The organism is Amycolatopsis sp. NPDC114478, from assembly GCF_055633805.1.
Genome location: NZ_JBVKDO010000014.1, coordinates 17,393 through 40,149 on the forward strand (window position 1 = coordinate 17,393; position 22,757 = coordinate 40,149).

The 22,757-nt window shown below is 72.0% G+C and carries 21 protein-coding genes; 16 read left to right on the forward strand and 5 right to left on the reverse strand.

The window, feature by feature from the left end; all coding sequences use genetic code 11:
* Positions 1–1,008 (reverse strand): ABC transporter substrate-binding protein, encoded by a 1,008-nt coding sequence (locus tag ACZ7OH_RS32665; protein WP_470284355.1) that lies wholly within the window; start codon positions 1,006–1,008, stop codon positions 1–3.
* A gap of 730 nt (positions 1,009–1,738) precedes the next feature.
* On the opposite strand from ACZ7OH_RS32665, the gene ACZ7OH_RS32670 reads away from it, so the two are divergent.
* The 6 genes from ACZ7OH_RS32670 (at position 1,739) to ACZ7OH_RS32695 (ending at position 8,445) form a co-directional block, all read left to right on the forward strand.
* The gene (locus tag ACZ7OH_RS32670) at positions 1,739–4,876 is read left to right on the forward strand and encodes a sensor histidine kinase (RefSeq protein WP_470284356.1); all 3,138 of its coding nucleotides are present in this window, start codon (positions 1,739–1,741) and stop codon (positions 4,874–4,876) included.
* A 20-nt stretch (positions 4,877–4,896) separates the two neighbouring features.
* Positions 4,897–5,358 (forward strand): roadblock/LC7 domain-containing protein, encoded by a 462-nt coding sequence (locus ACZ7OH_RS32675; protein ID WP_086676266.1) that lies wholly within the window; start codon positions 4,897–4,899, stop codon positions 5,356–5,358.
* 25 nt (positions 5,359–5,383) lie between these two features.
* Entirely contained in the window at positions 5,384–6,166 is a 783-nt protein-coding gene (locus tag ACZ7OH_RS32680) for a DUF742 domain-containing protein (RefSeq protein WP_400895753.1), read from the forward strand.
* Positions 6,147–6,755, forward strand: a complete 609-nt coding sequence (locus ACZ7OH_RS32685) for a GTP-binding protein (protein ID WP_086676271.1) — start codon at positions 6,147–6,149, stop codon at positions 6,753–6,755. Before ACZ7OH_RS32680 ends, ACZ7OH_RS32685 begins: the two co-directional genes overlap by 20 nt.
* 379 nt (positions 6,756–7,134) lie before the next feature.
* Positions 7,135–7,551 (forward strand): roadblock/LC7 domain-containing protein, encoded by a 417-nt coding sequence (locus tag ACZ7OH_RS32690; RefSeq protein ID WP_329054659.1) that lies wholly within the window; start codon positions 7,135–7,137, stop codon positions 7,549–7,551.
* A 6-nt stretch (positions 7,552–7,557) separates the two neighbouring features.
* Positions 7,558–8,445 (forward strand): DUF742 domain-containing protein, encoded by an 888-nt coding sequence (locus ACZ7OH_RS32695; protein WP_470284357.1) that lies wholly within the window; start codon positions 7,558–7,560, stop codon positions 8,443–8,445.
* Here ACZ7OH_RS32695 and ACZ7OH_RS32700 read toward each other — a convergent pair.
* Positions 8,442–10,679: a helicase-associated domain-containing protein gene (locus ACZ7OH_RS32700; RefSeq protein WP_470284358.1), complete on the reverse strand. Its 2,238-nt coding sequence runs from the start codon at positions 10,677–10,679 to the stop codon at positions 8,442–8,444. The two genes, ACZ7OH_RS32695 and ACZ7OH_RS32700, sit on opposite strands and share 4 nt — an antisense overlap.
* 89 nt (positions 10,680–10,768) lie before the next feature.
* Here ACZ7OH_RS32700 and ACZ7OH_RS32705 point away from each other — a divergent pair, with 89 nt between their 5' ends.
* The 5 genes from ACZ7OH_RS32705 to ACZ7OH_RS32725 all read left to right on the forward strand — a co-directional run bounded on the left by ACZ7OH_RS32705 (position 10,769) and on the right by ACZ7OH_RS32725 (position 15,401).
* Complete coding sequence (locus ACZ7OH_RS32705; protein ID WP_470284571.1) at positions 10,769–10,948, forward strand: hypothetical protein; 180 nt, start codon at positions 10,769–10,771, stop codon at positions 10,946–10,948.
* A gap of 105 nt (positions 10,949–11,053) precedes the next feature.
* Positions 11,054–12,445 (forward strand): NAD-dependent malic enzyme, encoded by a 1,392-nt coding sequence (locus ACZ7OH_RS32710; RefSeq protein WP_470284359.1) that lies wholly within the window; start codon positions 11,054–11,056, stop codon positions 12,443–12,445.
* 75 nt (positions 12,446–12,520) lie between these two features.
* Complete coding sequence (locus ACZ7OH_RS32715) at positions 12,521–14,017, forward strand: alpha/beta hydrolase (RefSeq protein ID WP_470284360.1); 1,497 nt, start codon at positions 12,521–12,523, stop codon at positions 14,015–14,017.
* Positions 14,014–14,484: a cyclic pyranopterin monophosphate synthase MoaC gene (gene moaC / locus ACZ7OH_RS32720; RefSeq protein ID WP_285476874.1), complete on the forward strand. Its 471-nt coding sequence runs from the start codon at positions 14,014–14,016 to the stop codon at positions 14,482–14,484. The genes ACZ7OH_RS32715 and moaC overlap by 4 nt, the downstream gene beginning before the upstream one ends.
* Positions 14,481–15,401 (forward strand): molybdenum cofactor biosynthesis protein MoaE, encoded by a 921-nt coding sequence (locus ACZ7OH_RS32725; protein ID WP_470284361.1) that lies wholly within the window; start codon positions 14,481–14,483, stop codon positions 15,399–15,401. Before moaC ends, ACZ7OH_RS32725 begins: the two co-directional genes overlap by 4 nt.
* Positions 15,402–15,708: 307 nt before the next feature.
* On the opposite strand, the gene ACZ7OH_RS32730 is transcribed toward ACZ7OH_RS32725, so the two are convergent.
* The 3 genes from ACZ7OH_RS32730 to moaA all read right to left on the reverse strand — a co-directional run bounded on the left by ACZ7OH_RS32730 (position 15,709) and on the right by moaA (position 18,971).
* Positions 15,709–16,338, reverse strand: coding sequence for a transglycosylase family protein (locus tag ACZ7OH_RS32730; RefSeq protein WP_470284362.1), 630 nt, complete (start codon positions 16,336–16,338; stop codon positions 15,709–15,711).
* 1,363 nt (positions 16,339–17,701) lie between these two features.
* Positions 17,702–17,962, reverse strand: coding sequence for a MoaD/ThiS family protein (locus ACZ7OH_RS32735; RefSeq protein WP_470284363.1), 261 nt, complete (start codon positions 17,960–17,962; stop codon positions 17,702–17,704).
* A 1-nt stretch (position 17,963) separates the two neighbouring features.
* On the reverse strand, positions 17,964–18,971 hold the full coding sequence (moaA, locus tag ACZ7OH_RS32740; protein ID WP_470284364.1) for a GTP 3',8-cyclase MoaA: 1,008 nt from the start codon (positions 18,969–18,971) through the stop codon (positions 17,964–17,966).
* Between the two features lie 150 nt (positions 18,972–19,121).
* Here moaA and ACZ7OH_RS32745 point away from each other — a divergent pair, with 150 nt between their 5' ends.
* The 5 genes from ACZ7OH_RS32745 (at position 19,122) to ACZ7OH_RS32765 (ending at position 22,747) form a co-directional block, all read left to right on the forward strand.
* Complete coding sequence (locus ACZ7OH_RS32745) at positions 19,122–19,601, forward strand: MarR family winged helix-turn-helix transcriptional regulator (RefSeq protein WP_470284365.1); 480 nt, start codon at positions 19,122–19,124, stop codon at positions 19,599–19,601.
* 33 nt (positions 19,602–19,634) lie between these two features.
* Positions 19,635–20,039, forward strand: a complete 405-nt coding sequence (locus ACZ7OH_RS32750) for a TOBE domain-containing protein (protein WP_470284366.1) — start codon at positions 19,635–19,637, stop codon at positions 20,037–20,039.
* The gene (modA, locus tag ACZ7OH_RS32755) at positions 20,036–20,857 is read left to right on the forward strand and encodes a molybdate ABC transporter substrate-binding protein (RefSeq protein WP_470284367.1); all 822 of its coding nucleotides are present in this window, start codon (positions 20,036–20,038) and stop codon (positions 20,855–20,857) included. The genes ACZ7OH_RS32750 and modA overlap by 4 nt, the downstream gene beginning before the upstream one ends.
* Before the next feature lie 61 nt (positions 20,858–20,918).
* Positions 20,919–21,683, forward strand: a complete 765-nt coding sequence (locus tag ACZ7OH_RS32760; RefSeq protein ID WP_470284368.1) for an ABC transporter permease — start codon at positions 20,919–20,921, stop codon at positions 21,681–21,683.
* Positions 21,680–22,747 carry a sulfate/molybdate ABC transporter ATP-binding protein gene (locus ACZ7OH_RS32765; RefSeq protein WP_470284369.1) on the forward strand — a complete coding sequence of 356 codons (1,068 nt, stop codon included), beginning with the start codon at positions 21,680–21,682 and terminating at the stop codon, positions 22,745–22,747. Before ACZ7OH_RS32760 ends, ACZ7OH_RS32765 begins: the two co-directional genes overlap by 4 nt.
* Positions 22,748–22,757: the final 10 nt, after the last annotated feature.

Here is a 22,757-nt window from a genome sequence, read left to right on the forward strand (position 1 = left end):
TCAGCTGGCTACCTGCGGCGCGATCATCGACGCCGCGTCCACCTTGCTGGTGATGACGCCCATCTGCAGCAGCAGGTCGGGCACCCGCTGGAGGCGCCGCGCGTCCAGCGTCGAGCCGTACCCCGGCAGGGTGAGCAGCTTGGCCGTGTCTTCGTCGATCTTCGCGTACTTGACCAGCAGCGGCTCGACCTTCGCGCGGTCGTTGAGCGCGTCCAGGGTGGCCTTCTTCATGGCGCGCTGGAAGGCCGCGAGGGTCTTCGGGTTCGCCTGGACCCACTTCGTCGCCGCGCCGTAGCCGGTCAGCGGGAAGTCCTGGCTGGCGCCCGTGTTGATGTCGATGACCGGGGTCGCGCCCGCGACCTTCGCCGCCTGGGACAGCTGCGGTTCCGGCATGTAGGCCGCGTCCACCTGGTTGTCCTTCAGCGCCGCCGCCATGTTCGGCAGCGGCATCGGGACCCAGGTGACGGTGTTGAAGTCGACGCCGTGGTCCTTCATGACGGACTTCGTGAGGATGTCGGACGCGGTGTTCTTGGCCGTGATCGCGATCCGCTTGCCGGCGAGGTCGTTGACCGTCTTGACCGTCGAGTTCGGCACCGTGACGATCGCGTTGCTCTTGGCGTTGACCGACGTGCCGTCGGCGACCAGCTGCACGTCCGCGGCGCCGGTGCTCTTGGCGACGAAGAACGGGGTGTACGTCGAGAGCGCGATGTCCGCTTCACCGGAGATCGCCTTCGTCATCGACGCTTGACCGCTGTTGGCGATGATCTGCTCCACCTCGAGGCCCTCGGCCTTGAAGTAGCCCCCGTCCTGGGCCAGCCAGAACGGGGCCAGGTCGGTCGTCGGCATGATCGAGACCTTGATCTTCGACTTCTCCAGGCCGCCCCCGTTCGACGAGGCGCTCGAGTCGTCCGAGCCGAGCGCACTGCAGCCGGTGAGGGCCGTGGCGGCTGCGACGGTGAGGGCGAGCCCGAGCGCGGCGCGGCGAGTGCGAACCCGGCCACTGCTCATGGCGTTTCCAAGCAAGGCCTGCTCCTTGGGTGAAAATGTTGACGGTTGGCGGACCGAATCCCGGGGAAGTACGTAACTCATTCTCAGGGGAGTCCCGCGGGCCACTGTAGAGGCGGTGACAGCTCGCTCACAACGGGTGGGATCAATACCTGAGCGGGTGGCGCACCTCACTCTTTCGGCCTCTGGTCTAGACCCACTGCTCCACTCGCCGTAGTGGTTCACCCAGCGTAGGGGCCAGATCCTGAATAACCGATGGCCAACAGTGCGTCGACTGAGCGAACGCTGTGCAACATCGGGCACGAAGCATCGGGAGGGTTACATCTTCCCCGGCCGTTCGCTACCCTCTGCACCTGCGGGGAGGTATCAACCTCCGATGTAGTGAGAGAGAGTGCCTGGATGGCCGATCAAGACGGACCACTTCGGTGTACCAGGGCTCACTGTGCTTTTCCTGAGAGATTCTCCCCCGCAGAGACCACTGCCTGGCCGTGCTCAGCCGCCGTGCCGGTGGACTGAACCGACCAAACAGACCGATGCAGACCAGCGCAGGGACCCGACCGTGATGCTCGAGCTGAACCGATTCCGTCCGGCCGGACGGGGTTCAGGAACCCCCAAGGCCGACACTGAAGACGATCTTTTCACCCGTACGGGTAGCGTCTCGCGCTGGCTCCTGCCGATCGGCCGCCGAGCCGGAACGCCGGGAGCGTGCTGACGAGTGGCTGAGGAGAACGCGATGCGCCCTGGCGGGCGCTGGACCGAGCAGGGTTTCACGAGCACGAACGATGATGGTGGTGCGGCGGTGCCGAACGAAGACGCCGCGGGGGTAGGAGGGACCCCTGCGCAGTCGCCCGGAGATGCTCCGGGCCGGAAGGCCGGGCTGTTCTCCGGCATGCGCGATTGGCGGCTGCGCTCGAAGCTGGCCGCGATCCTCCTGATCCCGACGCTGACCGCGCTCACGCTGGGCACGTTGCGCGTGGTGGACGACGCCCAGCAGGCGGCGGAGTTCCAGCGGACGGCCGACCAGGTCGCGTTCGCCGTCAAGGTCACCACGGTGGTGCACGAGCTGCAGAACGAACGCTCGCTGGCCGTCGCGCGGATCTCGTCCAACAACCAGCTGCTGCAGACCGGGCTGGACGCGCAGATCGCCAAGGTCGACCGCGAGGTGACGAACCTGCGTTCCGCGGCGGCGACCCTCAACTACGACGACCAGGCGACCAAGGACCGCTACACCCGCGGTCTCCAGCGCCTCGACGCCCTGCGCCCGCTGCGGGCGGCGTTCAACACCTCGAGCGGCCTGCCCGACATCACGGTGATGACCGCCTACTCGGGCATCCTCGACTCGCTCATCGAGCTCGGCCGCGAGGTGACCACCGCGGTCACCGACCGGGACGTGCTGCGGCTGGGCACGAGCACGCAGGCGATCAGCGAGGCCAAGGAGTTCACCACCCGCGCCGACGCCGAGCTGCAGATCGCCGCGTTCCGCGGCAACTTCCCGGGCGACCTCCTGGACCAGACGCGCGCGTCGGCGTCCAGTGCCGATGCCTCCGTCCAGTCGTTCCTCGCGAACGCCGACGACGACCAGCGCCAGCTCTACAACGACACCTACTCCGGCCCGGAGGTCGACGACCGCCGCCGGATCCAGACCGCGGCCTTCGCCTTCGCCCAGCAGGGTGACGCGCCGAGCATCGACACCACCGCGCTCGGCAAGGACAGCACCGTGTCGGCGGACAAGCTGCACGCGGTCGAGTCGAACCTGCTGGCCCAGCTCAAGACCCGTGCCGACGACCTCGCCACGGCGGCGGTCAACTCGGCCTGGGTCGGCGGTGCCGTGGTGCTCGCCGCGCTGGCGGCCGCGATCGCGCTGATGCTCGTCGTCGCCCGCCTGATGCTGCGCCCGCTGCGGGTGCTGCGGAAGAGCGCGCTGGACGTCGCCTACACCCGGCTGCCCGAGACCGTGCAGGCGATCCTCGACGACCCGGACCCGGTCGGCGCCTCGAAGAAGGCCGTCCAGCCGGTGCCCGTCACCTCCCGCGACGAGATCGGCGAGGTCGCGCGGTCGTTCGACATCGTCCACGAACAAGCCGTCAAGATGGCCGCCGAGCAGGCCCTCCTGCGCGAGAACGTCAACGGCATCTTCGTGAACCTCTCCCGGCGGTCGCAGCGGCTGGTGGAACGCCAGCTCGGCGTCATCGACCGCCTCGAGGCCGACGAGCAGGACCCGGACCACTTGGCCAGCCTGTTCGAGCTCGACCACCTGGCCACGCGGCTGCGGCGCAACGGTGAGTCCCTGCTGGTGCTCTCCGGCGCCGGCCTGGCCAAGTCCGTGCCCAAGCCGGTGCCCGCCGCCGACGTCATCGGCGCCGCGGTGTCGGAGATCGAGCAGTACGCCCGGATCGAGGTCGGCATCGTGCCCGACGTCGCGGTCCAGGGCCTCGCGATCCACGACCTCGTGCACGTCCTCGCGGAGCTGCTCGACAACGCGACCTACTTCTCCGAGCCGGAGACGAAGGTCATCGTCCGAGCCGTGGTGACCCGCCGGAAGGCGCTCGCCATCCAGGTCACCGACCACGGTGTCGGCATGACTGAGGACCGGCTGGCCGAGGTCAACGCCCGGCTGGCCGAGCCGCCGGACCTGGACGTGTCGGTGACCCGGCGGATGGGCCTGTACGTGGTCTCGCGCCTGGCCAAGCGCCACGGCATCGAGGTCCGGCTGCGCGAGAACGAGGACATCGAGGGTGGCGTGATCGCCCGCGTCGTCGTCCCGGCCGAGCTGCTCACGCCGCTGCGCCCGGGCATGCAGCGGCAGACGCCGCTGCCGGCGAACCGGTCCGAGACGTCGATGTCGATGCCGAGCATCCCGATCCCGGCCGCGCGTTCGGACTTCGACCAGACGCTGACGCACACGCCGGTGCCGCCTTCGGCACCGCCGCCCCCACCGCCTCCGCCGGCTCACGAGCCGGTGGCGAACCAGGGCGGGCTGGTGCCCCTCGACCAGCCGATCAGCCTGGACGACCTGGTCAGCGGCGGCCGCGCGGCGGGCCCGTTCCTGTCGCCCGAGCTGCCGAAGCCCGACGTGCCGGCCTGGCCGACCGCCGAGGACCTCGCGCCGCTGACCCCGCAGCCGAACGGCGACGGCGCCAGCTCGCGGGCCGGTGACACGCAGTTCGCGCCGCTGGTCCTGCCGAAGCGCGAGCCGAAGTACGTCCCCCCGGAGGAGCCGCCACCACCCCCGCCGCCCGCGGCGGAGGTCGGGTCGTCGGCCCTCGAGGACGATGTACCCACCCGGCGGCTGCCCATCTACCAGTCGGTGCTGTCACGCTGGTTCAGTGAGGGCGACGACTCGACTGCCGACCCGGTGCAGCCGCAGAGCGAGGGTGAAGACCCGAACCTGCCGCCCCTCACCGGCTCCCCCGAGCCGGTGGCCGAACCGGTCGCCCGGCGCCAGGAGCCCGTCGACGAGCTGCAGCCGACCGCCGCGACCCGGCACCCGCTCCTCCCCGCCGACGACGGCTGGCACAGCGCCTCCGACGACGGCTGGCAGGCGGCGCAGTCGCTGCTGGAGTCCAAGAACGAGGAGATCACCCCGGCCGGGCTGCCCAAGCGCGTCCCGAACCAGTACCTGGTCCCGGGTTCGATCAACAGCCCTTCGGCCGAAGCGCCGGCGCAGAACAGCTTCGCGGACAACACGGCGGGCATGCCCGGAACGGGTGCGATCACCCGCTCGGCGTCCGCGGCGCGGAACCGGATGGCAAGCTTTCAGCGGGGCTACACCTCGGGACGGCACGCGTTGAAGGAACTCCCGGGCGAAGAACAGCTGGAAACCAGCAGGGTTCCGGGGCGTGGCAACACCACAGACAGCAGTGAGGAGTGAAAGTGACACGGGCGGGTGCAATGCAGCCGGGTGGCTCCGCGCAGCCGAACGGCCAGGCGCATGCCAAGGCGAACAATGCCGGCAGCTTCGCTTGGCTGATCACGGATTTCGTGCACCGGGTGCCCGGCGCGGCCCACGCGGTCGTGGTGTCGGCCGACGGCCTGCTCCTCGCGGCCTCGCGTGGTCTGCCGAAGGACCGGGCCGACCAGCTGGCCGCGGTGGCGTCGGGGCTCACGAGCCTCGCGCGCGGTGCGGCCAAGGTGTTCGAAGGCGGAACGGTCGCGCAGACGGTCGTCGAAATGGCGAACGGCTTCCTCTTCCTCATGTCGGTTTCCGACGGTTCGTGCCTGGCGGTCCTCGGTTCGCCGGAGAGTGACATCGGCTTGGTCGTCTACGAGATGACCCTGCTGGTGGAGCGGGTCGGCCAGCAGCTGACTCCGGAGATGCGGGCGCAACTGCAGGGTGCGGCGATCCGCCGCTGAGGACCCGGGAACCGAGGAGAGAGCCGTGGACGACGGGCGCTTGAGGGGCGATGGCCGGCTCGGTGACGACTTCTCCGGTGGGTGGTCCGAGCACTCGGACGACGGCCGGGAAGACTGGCAGTCGTTCCGGGACCGGGTCGACCGCGAGTGGCGGTCGCGCCGGGTGCAGGCGTCCGACAGCGACCCCGTGCGGGAACCGCCGAACTGGCTGACCGACAGCAATGCCGGTCAGGAGCCGATCCGGCCGATCCAGGCCGGCAGCGGTGAGTACCGCGACCGGCTGCTGGGCGGGCCGGGCGCGGAGCTGTTCGGCGGCTCGAGCGGGCCGCTGTACGACGCACGGGACTTCGCCGCGTACAGCACCGAGCGCGACTTTTCGTCGGGCCCGGACTCGGGTGAGCTCGCGGCGGCGCTGCCGCAGCAGGCCCATCAGGAGTACGTCGACGCGCCGCCGCCGACGGAGATGGAGACGTCCGGCCTGGTCCGGCCGTACTTCCGGACCCGCGGCCGGACGAAGGCGACGCTCGACCTGGCGATCGAGGCGCTGATCTCGACCAGCGAACAGGGCCGGATGCTCGACCGGGTCCGGGTGCCCGAGCACCGGTCGATCTGCGACCTGTGCCTCGACACCCGGTCGGTGGCCGAAGTGGCGGCGCTGCTGCGCCTGCCGCTCGGCGTGGTGCGGGTGTTGATTGGTGACGTGGCGGGCCTCGGGCTGGTGCTGGTGCACTCCAGCAACCAGACGGTGGGCGACCGCCCGAGTATCGAGTTCATGGAAAGGGTGCTCAGTGGGCTTCGGAGAATTTGACTCCGACGCGAACGCGCCGCAGGTGACGGGTCCGACCTCGTCGGCCAAGATCGTGGTCGCCGGCGGGTTCGGTTCGGGGAAGACAACGTTGGTCGGGGCGATCTCCGAGATCGACCCGCTGACCACCGAGGCCATGATGACCGAGGCGAGCGTCGGACACGACGACACCTCGGCCACGCCCAACAAGACCACCACTACCGTGGCGATGGACTTCGGGCGCATCTCGCTGGACTCGGACCTCGTGCTCTACGTCTTCGGCACGCCGGGTCAGCACCGGTTCTGGTTCATGTGGGACGACCTCGCGGTCGGTGCCATCGGGGCGGTCGTGCTGGTGGACACGCGGCGGCTCGCCGACGCGTTCCCCTCGATCGACTTCTTCGAGAACCGGAAGCTGCCCTACGTCGTGGCGATCAACTGCTTCGACCGGCTCCTGCACCACCAGATCGAGGACGTCCGGCACGCGCTCACCATCGCGCCGTCGGTCCCGATCATGGCGTGCGACGCGCGTGAGCGCGACTCCGCCAAGCAGGTGCTGATCTCCGTCGTCCAGCACGCGATCGCGCACGATACGGCGCTGCGCGCGGGCTGAGGGTATGACGCCCCGAACCGGATGCGGCCGTTGGAGTGAACTCCACGGGCTTCACCCACTTCGGGGAGCGTTGCCGCCGTCCGGAGGACGAAGTGGTCGCCGCGTCGGGGGTGTGCCGGGGTTCCCGGCGAGTCCCCGGTCCGGCGTCGACCAGTCTGACCTGCGCGGACGCTCCACCGTCGCGGGCCGCGGGGTGAGCTCCGCCCGCGCCGACCCGGTCGGGCCGGCGCGGAGCGCGGCCGGGCGCACACGTAGGGTGCGCAGCGGCCGGCCGGTGGTCGACTCGACACTTCCGGCGGGGCGAATACGCTTGAGCGTGGGCCGTGCCGGCCACTCCGGAGTGCGGCGCGCGGCGCCGCAGGAGCAAGGAGGGGCAGTAGTGACGGCTTCCGGCCAGGGTTCGTTCGGCTGGCTCATCACGGACTTCGTGCGCCGGGTACCCGGCGCCGCGCACGCCGTTCTGGTGTCCGCGGACGGCCTGCTGCTGGCGCCGTCGGAAGGGCTGCCGCAGGAGCGCGCCGAGCAGCTGTCCGCGGTGGCGTCCGGGCTGATCAGCCTGACGCACGGCGCCGCGCGCTGCTTCGAGGCGGGCGGCGTCAACCAGACCGTGGTGGAGATGGAACGCGGCTACCTGTTCCTGATGTCGGTGTCGGACGGCTCGTCGCTGGCGGTGCTGGCCGCGCCGACGTGCGACATCGGCACGGTCGCCTACGAGATGACGCTGCTCGTCGAGCGCGTGGGCCAGCAGATCACCCCCGAGCTGCGCGCGCAGCTGCAGGGCGGCGTGCGTGGGTAGGACAAGATGAGGATTTCGGGATTCGACGATCCGGACTCCAGCGGCTGGGACGCGCTGCACCGCGGCACCGAGCGCGAGGGTTTCGATTCGCCCAGCAAGTTCGACATGTCGACGCTGTCGATGATCATGCCCAAGCGCAAGCCGGCGCGGCCGCAGCCGGACGCGCAGGGTTACACCGACGAGGACACCCGCGAGTGGGGCTCCCCGGCGTCGTCCGACGAGGACTACGACGGCTACGACCCCGCCGAGCCGGAGTGGCAGGACGACGAGCGCTACGAGCCGGAGCCCCCGCCGCTCGAGCCGGCGTGGACGCCCCCGCGCGGCGCCCGGCCGCCGGCCCCGCCGCGGCCACCGGCCCCGCCCGGCCCGCCGCCGCCCCGGCCACCGGCGCCGAGACCCCCGGTGTCCAGAACGCCGGCGGCGCCCCCGCCGTCGTGGGCCCCGCCGATCGACCCGCGCACCGGCTGGACACCCCCGCCGGACCCGGAGACCCGCTGGATCCCGCAGCCGGAGCCGTGGGAGGAACCGGCCCGCGTCGCGGCGCCCGTCGCCCCGGCGGGTTCGCGGGTCCGCCCGTACACGCGGACGGGCGGCCGCACGAGGTCCGACCACAACCTGGCCCTCGAGGCCCTGGTCTCGACGTCCGACGACGGTCGCCGGTACCGCGGCGTGCGTTCGGTCGAGCACCGCCGCATCTGCGACCTGTGCCTGGACACGCGCTCGGTGGCCGAGATCGCGGCCCACCTGCGGCTGCCGCTGGGCGTGGTGAAGGTGCTGGTGGGCGACATGTCCGACATCGGGCTGGTGCTGATCCACCAGACGGAGCTGATCCTCGGGGACCGCTCGTCCCGCGAGTTCATGGAGCGCGTCCTGGCCGGCCTGCGGGCGCTCTAGTCTTCGACCAGCGCCGCCGAGGTGATGCGGTGCAGGGAGTAGCGCTCGTTGTTGTCGCCTTCGAGGACGCCGCCGCCGACCCGGATCGGCCGGACCACCCGCTGGCTGGCCGTCCCGCGTGAGTCGACGAACCCGATCCAGACCTCGCGCCGCTCCAGCGTGGCCCGCGACAGCAGCTCCAGCGTCGCCGACGTGTCCGCGCCGCCGCCCACCGGCGCCCGCACCGCGGATCCCCGGCGCCGGGCCGATGCCGCGTCGCCCGCGCGCAGGTTGGAGACGATCCGGGACGCCTGGTCCGGCGTCAGCACCGCCTGCTCACCCGGGCTGCGCCGGGGCCCGCGTGCCTTCGCCGGCAGCCGGCGCCCGCCCGGGCGGATGTCGACGACCCGGCCGTCCGGGCCCTCGGCCGCGGGGGCGAACCCGGCCGCGCGCAGCCCGGCCAGCACCTCGTGCAGCGGGTCCGGGCTGACCACGACCGTCGGCGCGATCAGCCGCAGGTCGTGCTCCGCCGCGACCGGGTTGGCCAGCACCTCCGCCAGCAGCGCCTCGTCGTCGCACCGCAGGAACGACGCCGCCGCGCCGCCGCGCAGCCGGCCGTGCCGCCGGGCGACGTCGTCGACCAGGTAGCTCAGCGACTGCGGGACCGGCGTCGCGGACTTCTTCTTGAACAGGGCGTGCAGTTCGTCGGCCGTGCGCCCGGTGTCCAGCGCCCGCCGCACGGACGCCTCGGTGATCCGGTAGACCGTCGCGTGCCCGGCCGATTCGACGTCGGCCACCGCGGCCATCTCGGTCGCCAGCTCCGGCTCGAGCGGGCCCGGCGCGACGACCGTCAGGTCGGCCTGCAGCAGCACGTGGTCCACCGGCGCCGGCAGCGCGTCCAGGATCGCTTCGACGGCGCGCGGCCGGTCGTCGGCCAGCAGCGCGCGCGTCGCCGTCGTGACGCCGCCGAGCCCGACCAGCCCCAGCGCGGACGCCTCGGCCATCGTCCAGCGGACGGTCTCGTCCCGCAGCCGCCCGCCGCGCCGCGGGGCCCGCCAGGCCAGCACCGCGACGAGCTCGTCGACGCTCTTCACGCCGGCGCCCTCGGGCAGGTCGGCCAGCGCGGACAGCACCCGCCGCCGGGTGACCGGGGCCAGCGGGCGGCGCAGGTCCTCCGACAGCGGCGCGATCGGCTTGTCCTTGGCGTCGCGCCCGCCGGCCATCCCGGGCAGCCGCGGCAGCTCGAGCCACGCCTGGGCGAGCGTCATCCAGCGCTGGGCGGTCGGCGAGGCGAGCCACGAATCGGTCAGCGTCGTCGGCACCCACTCGGGCGCGGTCGCCTCGCTGTCCGCGACGAGCCCGGCGCCGACGGCCAGCTCGGCGAGCAGCACCGCCTGCGTCTCGTCGATCTCGAGGTCCTTGGCGAGCTTCTTCAGCTCGCGCACGCCGAGGCCGCCCGACTTGAGCACCGGCGGCGGGGACGCGGACCACGACCGCAGCAGGGATTCGGTGTGGCGCAGGAACTCCATCGCCTCACCGGCCGCCGCTTTGTCCAAAGTGGACGTCTGGTGCGGGTGGACGGGCAGCTCGGGCTCGGTGAGCGCGCCCGGCGCGAAGACGCCCCCGCGCACCGCGACCCCGAGCTCGCGCGGCAGCTCGACGGTCTGGTCGTCGCGCCGCAGCAGCAGCCCGCGCGCCAGCAGCTTCTGCACCGGCGTCGTGGCCTTATCGAGCGTCAGGTCGAGCCCGGCGTCGCGGGTGCGGCCGATCGGCGGCCCGGCCGCGAGGGCGTTAAGGACGCCACGCTCGTCGTCGGGCAGCTCAGCGAGCCGCGCGGTGAGGTCTTCGCCGGCCAGCGACGGCGACGACGCGCCGAGCCCGGCCGGGAACGGCCCGAGCGCCTCGCGGACCGCGGGCGGCACGCGCAGCGCGTCGTCCGGGCCCCACGCCAGCGCCCGCGCGCGCAGCCGGGCCAGCGGCACGCTGATGTCGGTGCCGACGAGGCCGGTGACCTCGGCGACCGGCACCGGGTCGCGGTCCGCGCCGGCCAGCAGGCACGCTTCGAGCACGGCGATGGTGACGGTGTCCAGGTCTTCGCAGGCGCGCGCGACCGAGCCGGGGGTGCCGGCCCGGGTGGCCAGCACCGTGCTGTCGGAGGGCGGCGGCGTCGAGAGGTCCCGCCGCGTGCGGAGCAGCTCTTCGAGTGCGGCGTCGGACTCCGCGCGCAGCCAGTCCGCCAAGGAGGTCGCGGGCATAGAAGGCCAGGATACCGGGCGGTTGCGCCGAGCCGCCCGGGCTCAGGCAGACTGTTCCCGTACGACGGAGCAAGGCTGTGGAGGACGTTGTGGCCAAGGGTGAGAAGAAGCACAAGGGTGTCGACCCGACCTGGCCGGGCGATGACGGCGAGCACCCCGTGACCGAGCTCGCGTCCGACCGCCAGGGCGCGCTGTCGCCGTTCGGGGACCTCACCTTCCCGCTCGACACGGTGCCCTACGTGCACCCGGAGACCGAGATCAACCGCTGACCCCATAGTTACTGGTCAGTACCGGTATCGGGCCCTCGTGAGGGCGGTCACGGGAGTAGGTTCGCTCCCGTCCTGCCCGACCTTTCCCATGCGGGGGTAAGCGCCATGCCGGTTCCCGGTCCCGGATACTCGATCACCGTCCGGGTCGAGGCCCCGGCCTCGTCCAGCGCGGCCGGTGACCTCACCACCGCCGTCGGGCGCGTCGGCGGGGTCCTGACCGCGTTCGACGTCGTCGAGTCCCACTCCGACTCGATCGTGGTCGACATCAGCGTCAACGCGCTGTCGGAGAACCACGCGAACGACATCACCCAGACGCTGGACTCGCTGCCCGGCGTCAAGGTCCGCAAGGTCTCCGACCGGACGTTCCTGATCCACCTCGGCGGCAAGATCGAGGTCACCCCCAAGGTCGCGCTCCGCAACCGTGACGACCTCTCCCGCGCCTACACGCCCGGTGTCGCCCGCGTCTGCCAGGCCATCGCGAACAACCCCGAGGACGCGCGCCGGCTGACCATCAAGCGCAACACCGTCGCCGTGCTCACCGACGGTTCGGCGGTGCTCGGCCTCGGCAACATCGGCCCGGCCGCCGCGCTGCCGGTGATGGAGGGCAAGGCGGCGCTGTTCAAGAAGTTCGCCGACGTCGACGCGTGGCCGGTCTGCCTGGACACCCAGGACACCGAAGAGATCATCCTGATCGCCAAGGCGCTGGCCCCGGTGTACGCGGGCATCAACCTCGAAGACATCGCCGCGCCGCGCTGCTTCGAGATCGAGAAGCGCCTGCGCGAGCAGCTGGACATCCCGGTGTTCCACGACGACCAGCACGGCACCGCGATCGTCGTCGTCGCCGCGCTGCGCAACGCCCTGCGCGTGGTCGGGAAGAACATCGAGGACTGCAAGATCGTGGTCAGCGGCGTCGGCGCGGCCGGCTCGGCGATCATCCGCCTGCTGCTGCACAAGAACCCGGGCGACATCGTCGCCGCGGACATCGACGGCGTCGTCCACTCCGCGCGCGGCAACCTCGACGACAACCTCGCCTGGATCGCGTCGCACACGAACAAGCAGCAGGTCGGCGGCACCCTGCACGAGGCTCTGGCCGGTGCGGACGTCTTCATCGGCGTCTCGGCGCCCAACCTCTTCGGCGCCGAGCAGGTCGCCACGATGAACGATGCCGCTGTGGTATTTGCGCTGGCCAACCCGGACCCGGAGATCGACCCGCTCGAGGCGCAGAAGCACGCCGCCGTCGTCGCGACCGGCCGCAGCGACTTCCCGAACCAGATCAACAACGTCCTGGCCTTCCCGGGCGTCTTCCGCGGCCTGCTGGACGCGCACGCGAACAACATCGACGACTCGATGCTGCTCGCGGCGGCCGACGCGATCGCCGACGTCGTCGACAACGGCAAGCTCAACGCGTCGTTCATCGTGCCGAGCGTGTTCGACAGCGCCGTGGCGCCCGCGGTCGCCGAAGCCGTGCGGAAGGCCGTGCGCGCCGAACAGGGCTGAGTCGCGCTTTCGGCGGACGACCGGAGTCCTCCGGCGTCCTAGGCTGACTCCCGACACGGTTGGGGGGAAGCCGAAATGCGGAGGATTTCACTGGTCGCGGCGGTGGCCGTCGTGGTGGCATCGGTGGTGCCGGGCGTGGCCCAGGCGGCGCCGGCCGCGCTGACCTGGGGCGCGTGCCCGGCGGACGTCACCGCGCCGGGCCTGGAGTGCTCGACGCTCGACGTCCCGCTGGACTACCGGAAACCGGACGGCACGCGGATCCGGGTCGCGATCTCGCGGCTGAAGAGCACGAACCCGGCCGCGCGGCGCGGGATCCTGCTGACCAACCCGGGCGGCCCCGGTGGCCCGGGCCTGAACCTGCCGGGGATCTTGAAGCTCGCCGGAGAGTCGCAGAGCGTCCTGGACGCCTACGACATCATCGGGTTCGACCCGCGCGGCGTCGGCCACAGCACGCCGGTGACGTGCGACCTCGCGCCGGCGCAGCAGGTGAGCAACGTGCCGCCGTACGCGCTGAACCCGGCCGACGTCGCCGCGCGCGCCGAGTACGCGAAGGGCATCGCGCGGCAGTGCGGTGCTTCGCCGACGGCGTCGATGCTGCCGTACGTCACGACCGCGAACACCGCCCGCGACATGGACCGGATCCGCGCCGCGCTGGGCGAGCCGAAGCTGTCGTACTTCGGCATCTCGTACGGCACCTACCTCGGCGCGGTGTACACGACGCTGTTCCCGCAGCACAGCGACCGGATCCTGCTCGACAGCAACCTCGGCCCTGGTGGCCTGGACGTCACCGGGTCGCGGATGTTCGCCCAGGGGTTCGAGGACCGGTTCCCGGACTTCGCGGAGTTCGCCGTGGCGCACCCCGAATTCGCGCTGGGCACGACCCCGGCGCAGGTGCGGGCGAAGTACTTCGCCCTGGCGGCGCGGCTGGACGCCGCCCCGAACTCCCAAGGCGTCGACGGCAAGCTGTTCCGGCAGATCACGTTCGGCATGTTCTACAACGACCGCACGCTGCCGTACCTCGCCACGGCGTGGCACGCGCTCGACACCGGGCAGCCGATCCCGCCGCTGCCCGGTGGCCAGATCCCCGGCATCGAGAACCTGCTTTCGAGCCAGCTGTACGTCGTGTGCGGCGACTCGGACTGGCCGGAATCGGTGTGGGTGTACCAGAAGAACGTGGCGGTCGACCGGTTCCGCCACCCGATGTTCGGCCCGGCCGCGGCCAACGTCTGGCCGTGCGCGTTCTGGCCGTCGAACCCGGTGGAGCCGCCGGTGCGGATCGGCGACCGCGGCCCGTCGGACGTGCTGATGCTGCAGAACCTCCGCGACCCCGCGACACCGCTGGCGGGCGCGCTCCGGCTACGCCGGGCCTTCGGGGACCGGGCCCGGGTGGTCACGGCGGACCAGGGCGGCCACGGCGTCTACTTCAACGCCAACACGTGTGCGAACGATGCGGCGACGGCGTTCTTGGCCACCGGCGCCCGCCCGGCGCGGGATCTCGCGTGCGCGGCGGAGCCCGCCCGGCCCGTGCCCACCGACGCGCTGCGCGTGCTCGGAAGTAGCCTCGGCATGTGAGTGAACTCAGCCACGTCGACGAGACCGGCGCCGCCCGGATGGTCGACGTCTCCGGCAAGACCGCCACCGCGCGCACCGCGCTCGCCGCCGGGACCGTGCGGACCACCGCCGAGGTGCTCCGGCTGCTGGCCACCGACGGCCTCCCCAAGGGCGACGCCCTCGCCACCGCGCGCATCGCCGGGATCATGGGCGCCAAGCGCGTCCCCGAGCTGATCCCGCTGTGCCACCAGATCGCGCTGTCCGGGGTCAAGGTCGAGTTCACTCTCGGCGAGGCCGAGGTCGGCATCCGCGCGACGGCGAAGACCACCGACGTCACCGGCGTCGAGATGGAAGCGCTGACCGCGGTCGCGGTGGCCGGGCTGACGCTGCACGACATGATCAAGGCCGTCGACCCGGCGGCGACGCTGGACGACGTCCGCCTGCTCCGCAAGGACGGCGGCAAGACCGGGACCTGGGAGCGGCCGTGAAGCGCACCGCACGTGTGATCGTGGCGTCCAACCGCGCCGCGAAGGGCGTCTACGAGGACAAGACGGGCCCGGTGATCGTCGCCTGGCTGGCCGGGCGCGGGTACGACGTGCCGGCGCCGGTCGTCGTCGAGGACGGCGACCCGGTGGGCGTCGCGCTGCGGGCCGCGCTGGCCGACGCCGTCGCCGTCGTGCTCACGACCGGCGGCACCGGCATCTCGCCGACCGACCGCACCCCGGACGTCACGCGCGCGCTCCTGGACCACGAGCTGCCGGGCGTCGCGGACGCGATCCGCGCGGCGGGGCTGCCCAAGGTCCCGACGGCGGTGCTTTCGCGCGGCGTCGCGGGCGTGGCGGGGCGGACCCTGGTCGTGAACCTCCCGGGCTCCAGCGGCGGTGTGAAGGATGGCCTGGGTGTGCTGGACGGCATCCTGGACCACGCGGTCGACCAGCTGGCCGGGGGCGACCACCCGCGGCCGGTGGTGGTGCCGGTGCCGGTGCGGGTGGCACGGGCTCTCGTCACCGAGGAGACGTTGTCGGTCGAGGAGCACGCGCGGCTGGTCGAGGACGACGCGGCGGGCGCGGTGGTGACGTTCGCGGGCGTGGTCCGCGACCACGACGGCGGCAAGGGCGTGCGCGACTTGACGTACGAGGGCCACCCGAGCGCGGGTGACGTGATCGCCGAGGTCGTGGCCGACTTGTCGGCCCGCTGGACCGGCGTCCGGGCGGTGGCGGTGAGCCACCGCGTCGGTCACCTGGCGATCGGCGACGTGGCGCTGGCGTGCGCGGTGGCGGCGGAGCACCGCGGCCAGGCGTTCTCGGCGTGCTCGGACCTGGTGGACGAGGTCAAGGCGCGGCTGCCGGTCTGGAAGCACCAGCACTTCACCGACGGCACGGACGAGTGGGTCAACTCGCCGTAACCCGGAAGACGGCGCCGCGGCCGGCTCGGGGTTTGCTCCCGTGGGCGGCTCACCCGGCCGGCGGAGCGGGTCCGCGGGCTCTGAGGGCTCGCAGACGGCCTGGTGCGCCGGCTCGCAGCCTCGGCGACAGGTCTAGGCCATTCGCGCGCTCTGAGGGCCGCTCAGGCCGCGTTGCCGGCCGGCGGCCAGGGCGCGGCGGGCTGCGCACCTCGGAAACGCGCAAGCCCTCCACCGCCCGGGGGATCGGCGGTGGAGGGCTGAACAGTCACGGCTCGAGGCCGGACTTACGCATCGCTGCGCGCGATCGTCACTTGGTGGCGATCTTCTGGCCGACGAGGATCATGTCCGCGTTCGGGATGTACTTCGCGTTCAGGTCCTGCAGCTTCTGGTAGCCGCCCTGGACGTTGAACTGCTTGGCGATCTTGGACAGCGTGTCGCCCGCCACGACGGTGTAGTCACCGGCCGGGTTGGAGCTGGCCACGCCGGTCGCCGCCGGAGCCGCCGCCTGCTTCGGGGCGGTCACGGTCTTCTTCGGGGTCGACTGCTTGGTGGTCGTCTTGTGGGTGGCCTTCGGGGCCGTCGACGAGCCGCCGCCGCCCTTCTTGCCACAGACCGGCCACGCGCCGATGCCCTGGCCCTGCAGGACACGCTCGGCCACGGCGATCTGCTGCTCGCGGGACGCGCCCTGCGGGCTGCCGGCGCCGCCGTAGGCCTTCCAGGTGCTCTGCGTGAACTGCAGGCCGCCGTAGAAGCCGTTGCCGGTGCTGGTGCTCCAGTTGCCGCCACTTTCGCACTGCGCGATGGCGTCCCAGTTGGTCGCCGACGCGGGGGTCGCGGCGATAGCGAGGGGAGCGCCGACCGCAATGCCCGCGATGGCGACGCGAGCGACGGTGCGGGTGGCTGCGGACATCTTGCGGTGCTTGCCTCGGTAAGACATTTGGATGCTTCTCGCTTTTCCTGCGCCTACGAGCACGTGCTGAGGGTCAGGATCGGGGTCCTGGCGCCGGCCGTCTCAGACCGGCGGGCGAGTCCGACGCACGGCGCGTCTTCGTCGTCCCCTCGTCCCTGTCCGGAAATGCTTTCGCTCGGGGTATGGGTCCGGGATCCGTTGGACAGGGCTAGGCGCTACGGATTCCCGGTGGTGCTGGTTGGTCGGGGCCAACCGAAAAGCGACGGTACGTAACGAGAGCCGTGATCGGAAATTATTCGGGGCGTGACCTACGTCACAGTAACGGCACGCAACCCCCATCGATGCCGATGTTTGCGCAGGTCAGCGGGCCGTTATCTGCCCGTTTCCTTGTCGAGATAAAACACGGATCGTGAGGCTTGCATCACGTGTTTTGCGCGGCGAATGGCCCATTCGCGACCCCCCGCCGCGAAGGGAAGCGCGCATCTTATGACGGCTCGCGAGACGACGCCAGACTTGACAACTTCGCCTCATGTGCCCCTTGAGTCACGGCAGTCCCACCTGTTAGTGGGGTTTGAATGCACCGCCGAGAGCGTGCGGGCCCGTGCGGCCGCCCAGTGGGGGCCACGCACCGCAACGGACCAGGCGAAACGGGTCACCGGAAGGCGTGGTGGCGGAGCGGGATCAGCTTCTCGCGAACAGCCGGAATTGATGAAGCGCCACGCCGAGGGCCGGCGGGGGCTTCGCCGAGCGGTCCCCGGCGACGCGCGAGCGGTCGGCTGTTTATAGGGAGGGCGAACTCGGGACCGACGCCGGGAGGGCTCCGGTGGCCAGGCAAACGCCGGCGCCACGCCCGCGGTTAGGGGTGCGGGGCTGCCGGCGGAGCGGAAGGGCGGGGTCGATGTGCCCGAGGTCAGAGGCGCGGGTCGCTGTCGGGCCGGTGGGGCGGGGTCGAGAGTCCTGCGGTTGGAGGGCGGGGCCGCCGCGGAGGATCCGCAGGGCCGGGTCGACGTGCCCGAGGTAAGAGAGGTGGGCCGCTGTCGGGCCGGCGGGGTGGGGCGACGGGCCCGCGGTCAGGGGTGCGGGCCGCCGGCGGATCGGCAGGGCCGGGTCGACCTGCCCGAGGTCAGAGGGGCGGGCCGCTGCCGGGCCTGTGAGGCGGGGTTGTGAGGCCTGCGGTCAGGAGTGCGGGCCGCTGTCGGGCCGGTGAGGCGGGGTCGACAGGCCCGCGGTCAGGAGTGCGGGGCTGCGGGCGGATCGGCAGGGCCGGGTCGACCTGCCCGAGGTCAGAGGGGCGGGCCGCTGGGCCGGCAGGGCCGGGTCGCCATGCCCGCGGCCAGGAGCGCGAGGCCGCCGACAGGCCGGGAAGGACTGCCGCACCCCGGCGGGCGGCTCAGCCGCCCGCGAAGGGCGGCAGGACGTCCAGCTCGGCACCATCCCGCAGCTCACGCCCCGGGTCCCGCACCGCGACCCCGTCCAACAGGTAACTCGCGGCGTCGAGGACCCGCGGCAACCCCTCCGGGTGAAGCCGCCGCAGCTCAGCGACCGCGTCGCCCACTGAAGCGCCCTCCGGGAGCTGGACCTTCTCCTCTTCTTCCCCCGCCGCGGCCCGCGCCGAGGCGAAGTACCGCACCACGATGGTCAGAGTCGACATCTCAGCCGCCGATCGCGCTCATCGGCCGGATCGGTTGCGCGAACCCGGCGTCGTTGATCTCGTGTCCCGCGAGCTTGCCCCACATCGTCGCGCGCCAGGCGTCGGCAATCTCTTCATCGCGCGCGCCCGCGCGCGCGAGGGAGCGCAGGTCCGTCTCGTCGTTGCTGAACAAGCAGGAGCGCACCGCGCCGTCGGCCGTCAGGCGCGTGCGCTCGCACGCCGCGCAGAACGGCCGGGTCACCGACGCGATCACGCCGACGTCGCCGGGGCCGCCGTCGACCAGCCAGCGCTCGGCCGGCGCCCCGCCCCGCGCCGCCGGGAACGGCGTCAGCTCGAACTCCGCCTCCAGCATCGAAAGGATCTCCGCCGCGGTGATCATCTCGCCGCGGTTCCAGCCGTGCTGGGCGTCCAGCGGCATCTGCTCGATGAACCGCAGGTGGTAACCCTCGGCGAGGCAGAACTTCAGCAGTGGCACGGCTTCGGTCTCGTTGACGCCCCGCATGAGCACGGCGTTGACCTTCACCGGCGACATCCCGGCGTCGCGCGCGGCCGCCATGCCGGCCAGCACGTGCGAGAGCCGGTCGCGGCGGGTGATCTCGAGGAACGTCTTGGGGTCGATGGTGTCGAGCGAGACGTTGATCCGGTTCAGCCCGGCCTCGGCGAGGCCCGCGGCGCGGCGGGCCAGGCCGATCCCGTTGGTCGTCATGGACAACCGCGGCCGCGGCGACAACGCCGTGACCCGCCCGATGATGTCCTCCAGGCCCGGCCGCAGCAGCGGTTCGCCGCCGGTGAGCCGGATGTCGGTGACGCCGAGCTGCTCGACGGCGATCCGCATCAGCCGGACCAGTTCGTCGTCGCTCAGCACCTGCTCGCCCGGCATCCAGTCGAGGCCCTCCGCGGGCATGCAGTAGGTGCAGCGCAAGTTGCACCGATCCGTCAGGGAAACCCGCAGATCGGTGGCCACCCGGCCGAAGGTGTCGATGAGATGGGGGTTCTCGGGCCTGGGCACGCGAGATGACCCTCGTGTACCGGGGACGCGAGGAAACCCGAGATCCACTGCCGTCATTACGCACAGAGTAGCTCCGGAACGAGCGAAGTGACGCGCTCGCTAGGATACTTTGCGGAGTGAGTGGTTCAGTTGTCGAACTAACGAGGGCCTGTGACGGATAAGACTTACCCGGTCACCGAAGAGGAGCTCTTCCGCTTCGCGGAATTGGGTCGCGCGGGCAGCACGTTCACCGTCCTGCGCCACGCGCGGATCGCCGAGCGGATGGGCCTGTCCGGCACCGACCACAAGACGTTCGACCTGGTCATCCAATCGGGCGGACCGTTGACCGCGGGGCGGATCGCCGAGCTGACGGGCCTGTCCACCGGCGCCGTGACCGGCGTCATAGACCGGCTGGAGAAGGTCGGCTTGGTCCGCCGTGTGCGCGATCCGGAGGACCGGCGCAAGGTCCTCGTCGAGGTCGTGCCGGGGGCCGCCGACCGGTTCGCGCCGCTCTTCGCGTCGGCCTTCGACACCCTCCGCGAGACGCTCGCGCAGTTCTCACCGGCCGAGCGAAAAGCGATCGAGCGTTATCAGAATGTCATCCTCGAACAGCTTCGCGCCGAAGTCATGCACAATTCGCGCCCCGCGTAGCTTTTCCTCAACTGCGGAGATAATGTCTGCGCCATGCCGCAATTTCGGTTGTCCGAGGCCGCGCGCCTGCTCGGCGTCAGTGACGACACCGTCCGGAGGTGGGTGCGCGCGGGGCAGCTGACCGCGACCGACGACGCCGCCGGCCGCAAGGTCGTCGACGGCGCCCAGCTCGCGGGCTTCGCCCGGGCACAGGCCGCCGGCCCCGAGGACCCCTCCGCCGTCGGCCGCTCCGCCCGCAACCGGTTCGTCGGGCTGGTCACCGAGGTCATCGCCGACAAGGTGATGGCCCAGGTGGAACTGCAGTGCGGGGCACACCGAGTCGTGTCCCTGATGAGTACGGAAGCCGTCCGCGAGCTGGGCCTGCGCCCCGGGGTGCTCGCGGTCGCGGTGGTCAAAGCGACCACTGTTGTGGTGGAAACACCGGAAGGAAGTCGATGAAGAAGCTTGCTCTCGCCGTAGCGGGCGTCGCGGCCGTCGCCCTGTTCGCGGGCGCGTGCAGCAGCTCGGACGAGCCCAGCACGCAGTCCGGCGGGTCGTCGTCGGTCACCGCGCCCGCGCCGAAGGGCGGCGGCGACGCCGGCACCGGCACGCTCACCGTGTTCGCCGCCGCGTCCCTCACCGAGTCGTTCACCGCGCTCGGCAAGGAGTTCGAGGCCCAGCACCCCGGCGTCACCGTGAAGTTCAGCTTCGCGGGCTCGTCCGGCCTGGTCCAGCAGCTGACGAACGGCGCGAAGGCGGACGTCTTCGCCTCGGCCGACCAGGCCAACATGGACAAAGCGGTCCAGGGCGGCGTGATCGACGGGCAGCCGACGGTCTTCGCGACCAACAAGCTCGCCATCGCGGTCGCGCCGGGCAATCCCAAGAGCATCAAGTCCTTCGCGGACCTGAACAAGGCCGGCCTGACCGTCGTCACCTGCGCGCCGCAGGTGCCGTGCGGCTCGGCCACCAAGAAGGTGGAGACCACCACCGGCGTCACGCTCAAGCCGAAGAGCGAAGAGCAGGACGTCAAGCAGGTGCTGAACAAGGTCCAGTCCGGCGACGCCGACGCGGGCCTGGTCTACGTCACCGACGCCACCTCGGCCGCGGGCAAGGTCGACAAGGTTGACTTCCCCGAGGCGTCCGGTGCGGTCAACAGCTACCCGATCGCCGTGGTCAAGGGCGGCCAGAGCGCCCTGGCCAAGCAGTTCGACGACTTCGTCCTCGGCACCGAGGGTAAGAACGAGCTGACGAAGGTCGGGTTCGGCCCTGCGCAGTAAGCGGCTCTCGAGCGGCCGGCCGGGATTCGTCCCGGCCGGCCGTTCGCGGGTTCCGTGGGTCTTGGGCATTCCCGCCACGCTCGCGCTGGCCCTCGTCGTCCTGCCGGTCGTCGGGCTGCTGGTCCGCTCGGACCTGACGCGGCTGCCGTCGCTGATCGTCTCGCCGTCGTCGTGGCACGCGCTGCGGTTGTCGCTGATCACGGCCGCTTTGTCCACTCTGGCGTGTGTGCTGCTCGGCGTGCCGCTGGCCGTCGTCCTCGCGCGGGCCCGCTTCCGCGGGGTCCGGCTGCTGCGGTCGATCGTCTTGCTGCCGCTGGTGCTGCCGCCGGTCGTCGGCGGCCTCGCCCTGCTCTACCTGCTCGGCCGCAAGGGCTTCCTCGGCATGCTGATCACGACGCTGACCGGGGAGCCGGTGCCGTTCACCACGACCGCCGTCGTCATCGCGCAGACGTTCGTCGCCATGCCGTTCCTCGTCGTCAGCCTCGAAGGCGCGCTGCGCGGCGCCGGCGACCGCTACGAGCAGGTCGCCGCGACCCTCGGCGCGCGCCCGTGGACCGTCTTCCGGCGCGTCACGCTGCCGCTGCTGCTGCCCGCGCTCGGCTCCGGCGTCGTCCTCAGCTTCGCCCGCGCGCTCGGCGAGTTCGGGGCGACGATCACCTTCGCCGGCAGCCTCGAAGACGTCACGCGGACGCTGCCGCTCGAGGTCTACACGCAGGCCGAAGTGGACATCGACAGCGCCGTCGCGTTGTCGTTGCTGCTCATCGTCGTCGCGGTCGTCGTCATCGCCGTGGCGCGCCCGCGTTCGTGGGAAGGCGGCCTGCGGTGAGCCTGACCGCCCGGATCGAAGCCGTCCGCGGCTCGTTCTCGCTGGACGTCGACCTCGACGTGCCCACCGGGACGGTGCTGGCGCTGCTCGGCCCGAACGGCTCGGGCAAGTCGACCGTGCTGGGCTGCCTCGCCGGGCTGATCACGCCGACGTCGGCGGAGATCACCGTCGCCGGGCGCGCGCTGGCCGGCGTGGCCCCGCACCGGCGGGGGATCGGCCTGCTGTCCCAGGACGCGCTGCTCTTCCCGCACCTGTCCGCGGCGGACAACGTCGCGTTCTCGCCGCGCTCGACCGGCGCCGGCCGCCGCGTCGCGCGGGAGCGGGCCTTCTACTGGCTGGCCGAAGTGGACGCCGTCTCGCTGGCGGACCGGCGGCCGGGGCAGCTGTCCGGCGGGCAGGCCCAGCGCGTCGCGATCGCCCGGGCGCTGGCCGCCGAGCCGGACCTGCTGCTGCTCGACGAGCCGTTCGCGGCGCTCGACGTCGACGCCGCGCCGGCGATCCGCGGCCTGCTGCGGCGGGTCCTCAAGACGGGCCCGACGACGGTGCTCGTCACGCACGACCCGCTGGACGCGCTCGCGCTCGCCGACCACGTCGCGGTGATGAACGGCGGCCGGATAGTCGAACGCGGCCCGACCCGCGAAGTGCTTTCCGCGCCGCGAACGGCGTTCACCGCGCGGATCGCCGGGCTCAACCTCGTCGCCGGGACCGCGGTGACCGACGGCCTGCGGACGGCGTCGGACGAGGTGGTGAGCGGGATCCCCGCCGCCGACGTGGTGCTGGGGGAGCCCGCGGTGGCGGTGTTCCCGCCGAACGCCGTCGCCGTCTACCCGCACGACGGCGAGCACCGCGGGAGCCCGCGCAACACGACCGACGCCGTCGTGGCGGCCCTGGAACCGCACGGGCCGGTGATCCGCCTGCGCGCCGAAGGCGACGGCTGGGCGCACGGCCTGACCGCCGACCTGACGCCGGCCGCCGTGGCCGAGCTCGCGCTGGAGCCCGGCTCGGCGGTGACGCTGTCGGTGAAGGCCGCGACCGTGCTGGTGCACCCGGCCGCGGCCTCCTGAGCCGGCCGCG

Coding starts and splice junctions, on each gene's coding strand:
- ACZ7OH_RS32665 (WP_470284355.1), bottom strand. CDS start 1,008: ATGAGCAGTGGCCGGGTTCGCACTCGCCGCGCCGCGCTCGGGCTCGCC.
- ACZ7OH_RS32670 (WP_470284356.1), top strand. CDS start 1,739: ATGCGCCCTGGCGGGCGCTGGACCGAGCAGGGTTTCACGAGCACGAAC.
- ACZ7OH_RS32675 (WP_086676266.1), top strand. CDS start 4,897: ATGCAGCCGGGTGGCTCCGCGCAGCCGAACGGCCAGGCGCATGCCAAG.
- ACZ7OH_RS32695 (WP_470284357.1), top strand. CDS start 7,558: ATGAGGATTTCGGGATTCGACGATCCGGACTCCAGCGGCTGGGACGCG.
- ACZ7OH_RS32700 (WP_470284358.1), bottom strand. CDS start 10,679: ATGCCCGCGACCTCCTTGGCGGACTGGCTGCGCGCGGAGTCCGACGCC.
- ACZ7OH_RS32710 (WP_470284359.1), top strand. CDS start 11,054: ATGCCGGTTCCCGGTCCCGGATACTCGATCACCGTCCGGGTCGAGGCC.
- ACZ7OH_RS32715 (WP_470284360.1), top strand. CDS start 12,521: ATGCGGAGGATTTCACTGGTCGCGGCGGTGGCCGTCGTGGTGGCATCG.
- ACZ7OH_RS32730 (WP_470284362.1), bottom strand. CDS start 16,338: ATGTCTTACCGAGGCAAGCACCGCAAGATGTCCGCAGCCACCCGCACC.
- ACZ7OH_RS32735 (WP_470284363.1), bottom strand. CDS start 17,962: ATGTCGACTCTGACCATCGTGGTGCGGTACTTCGCCTCGGCGCGGGCC.
- ACZ7OH_RS32750 (WP_470284366.1), top strand. CDS start 19,635: ATGCCGCAATTTCGGTTGTCCGAGGCCGCGCGCCTGCTCGGCGTCAGT.
- modA (WP_470284367.1), top strand. CDS start 20,036: ATGAAGAAGCTTGCTCTCGCCGTAGCGGGCGTCGCGGCCGTCGCCCTG.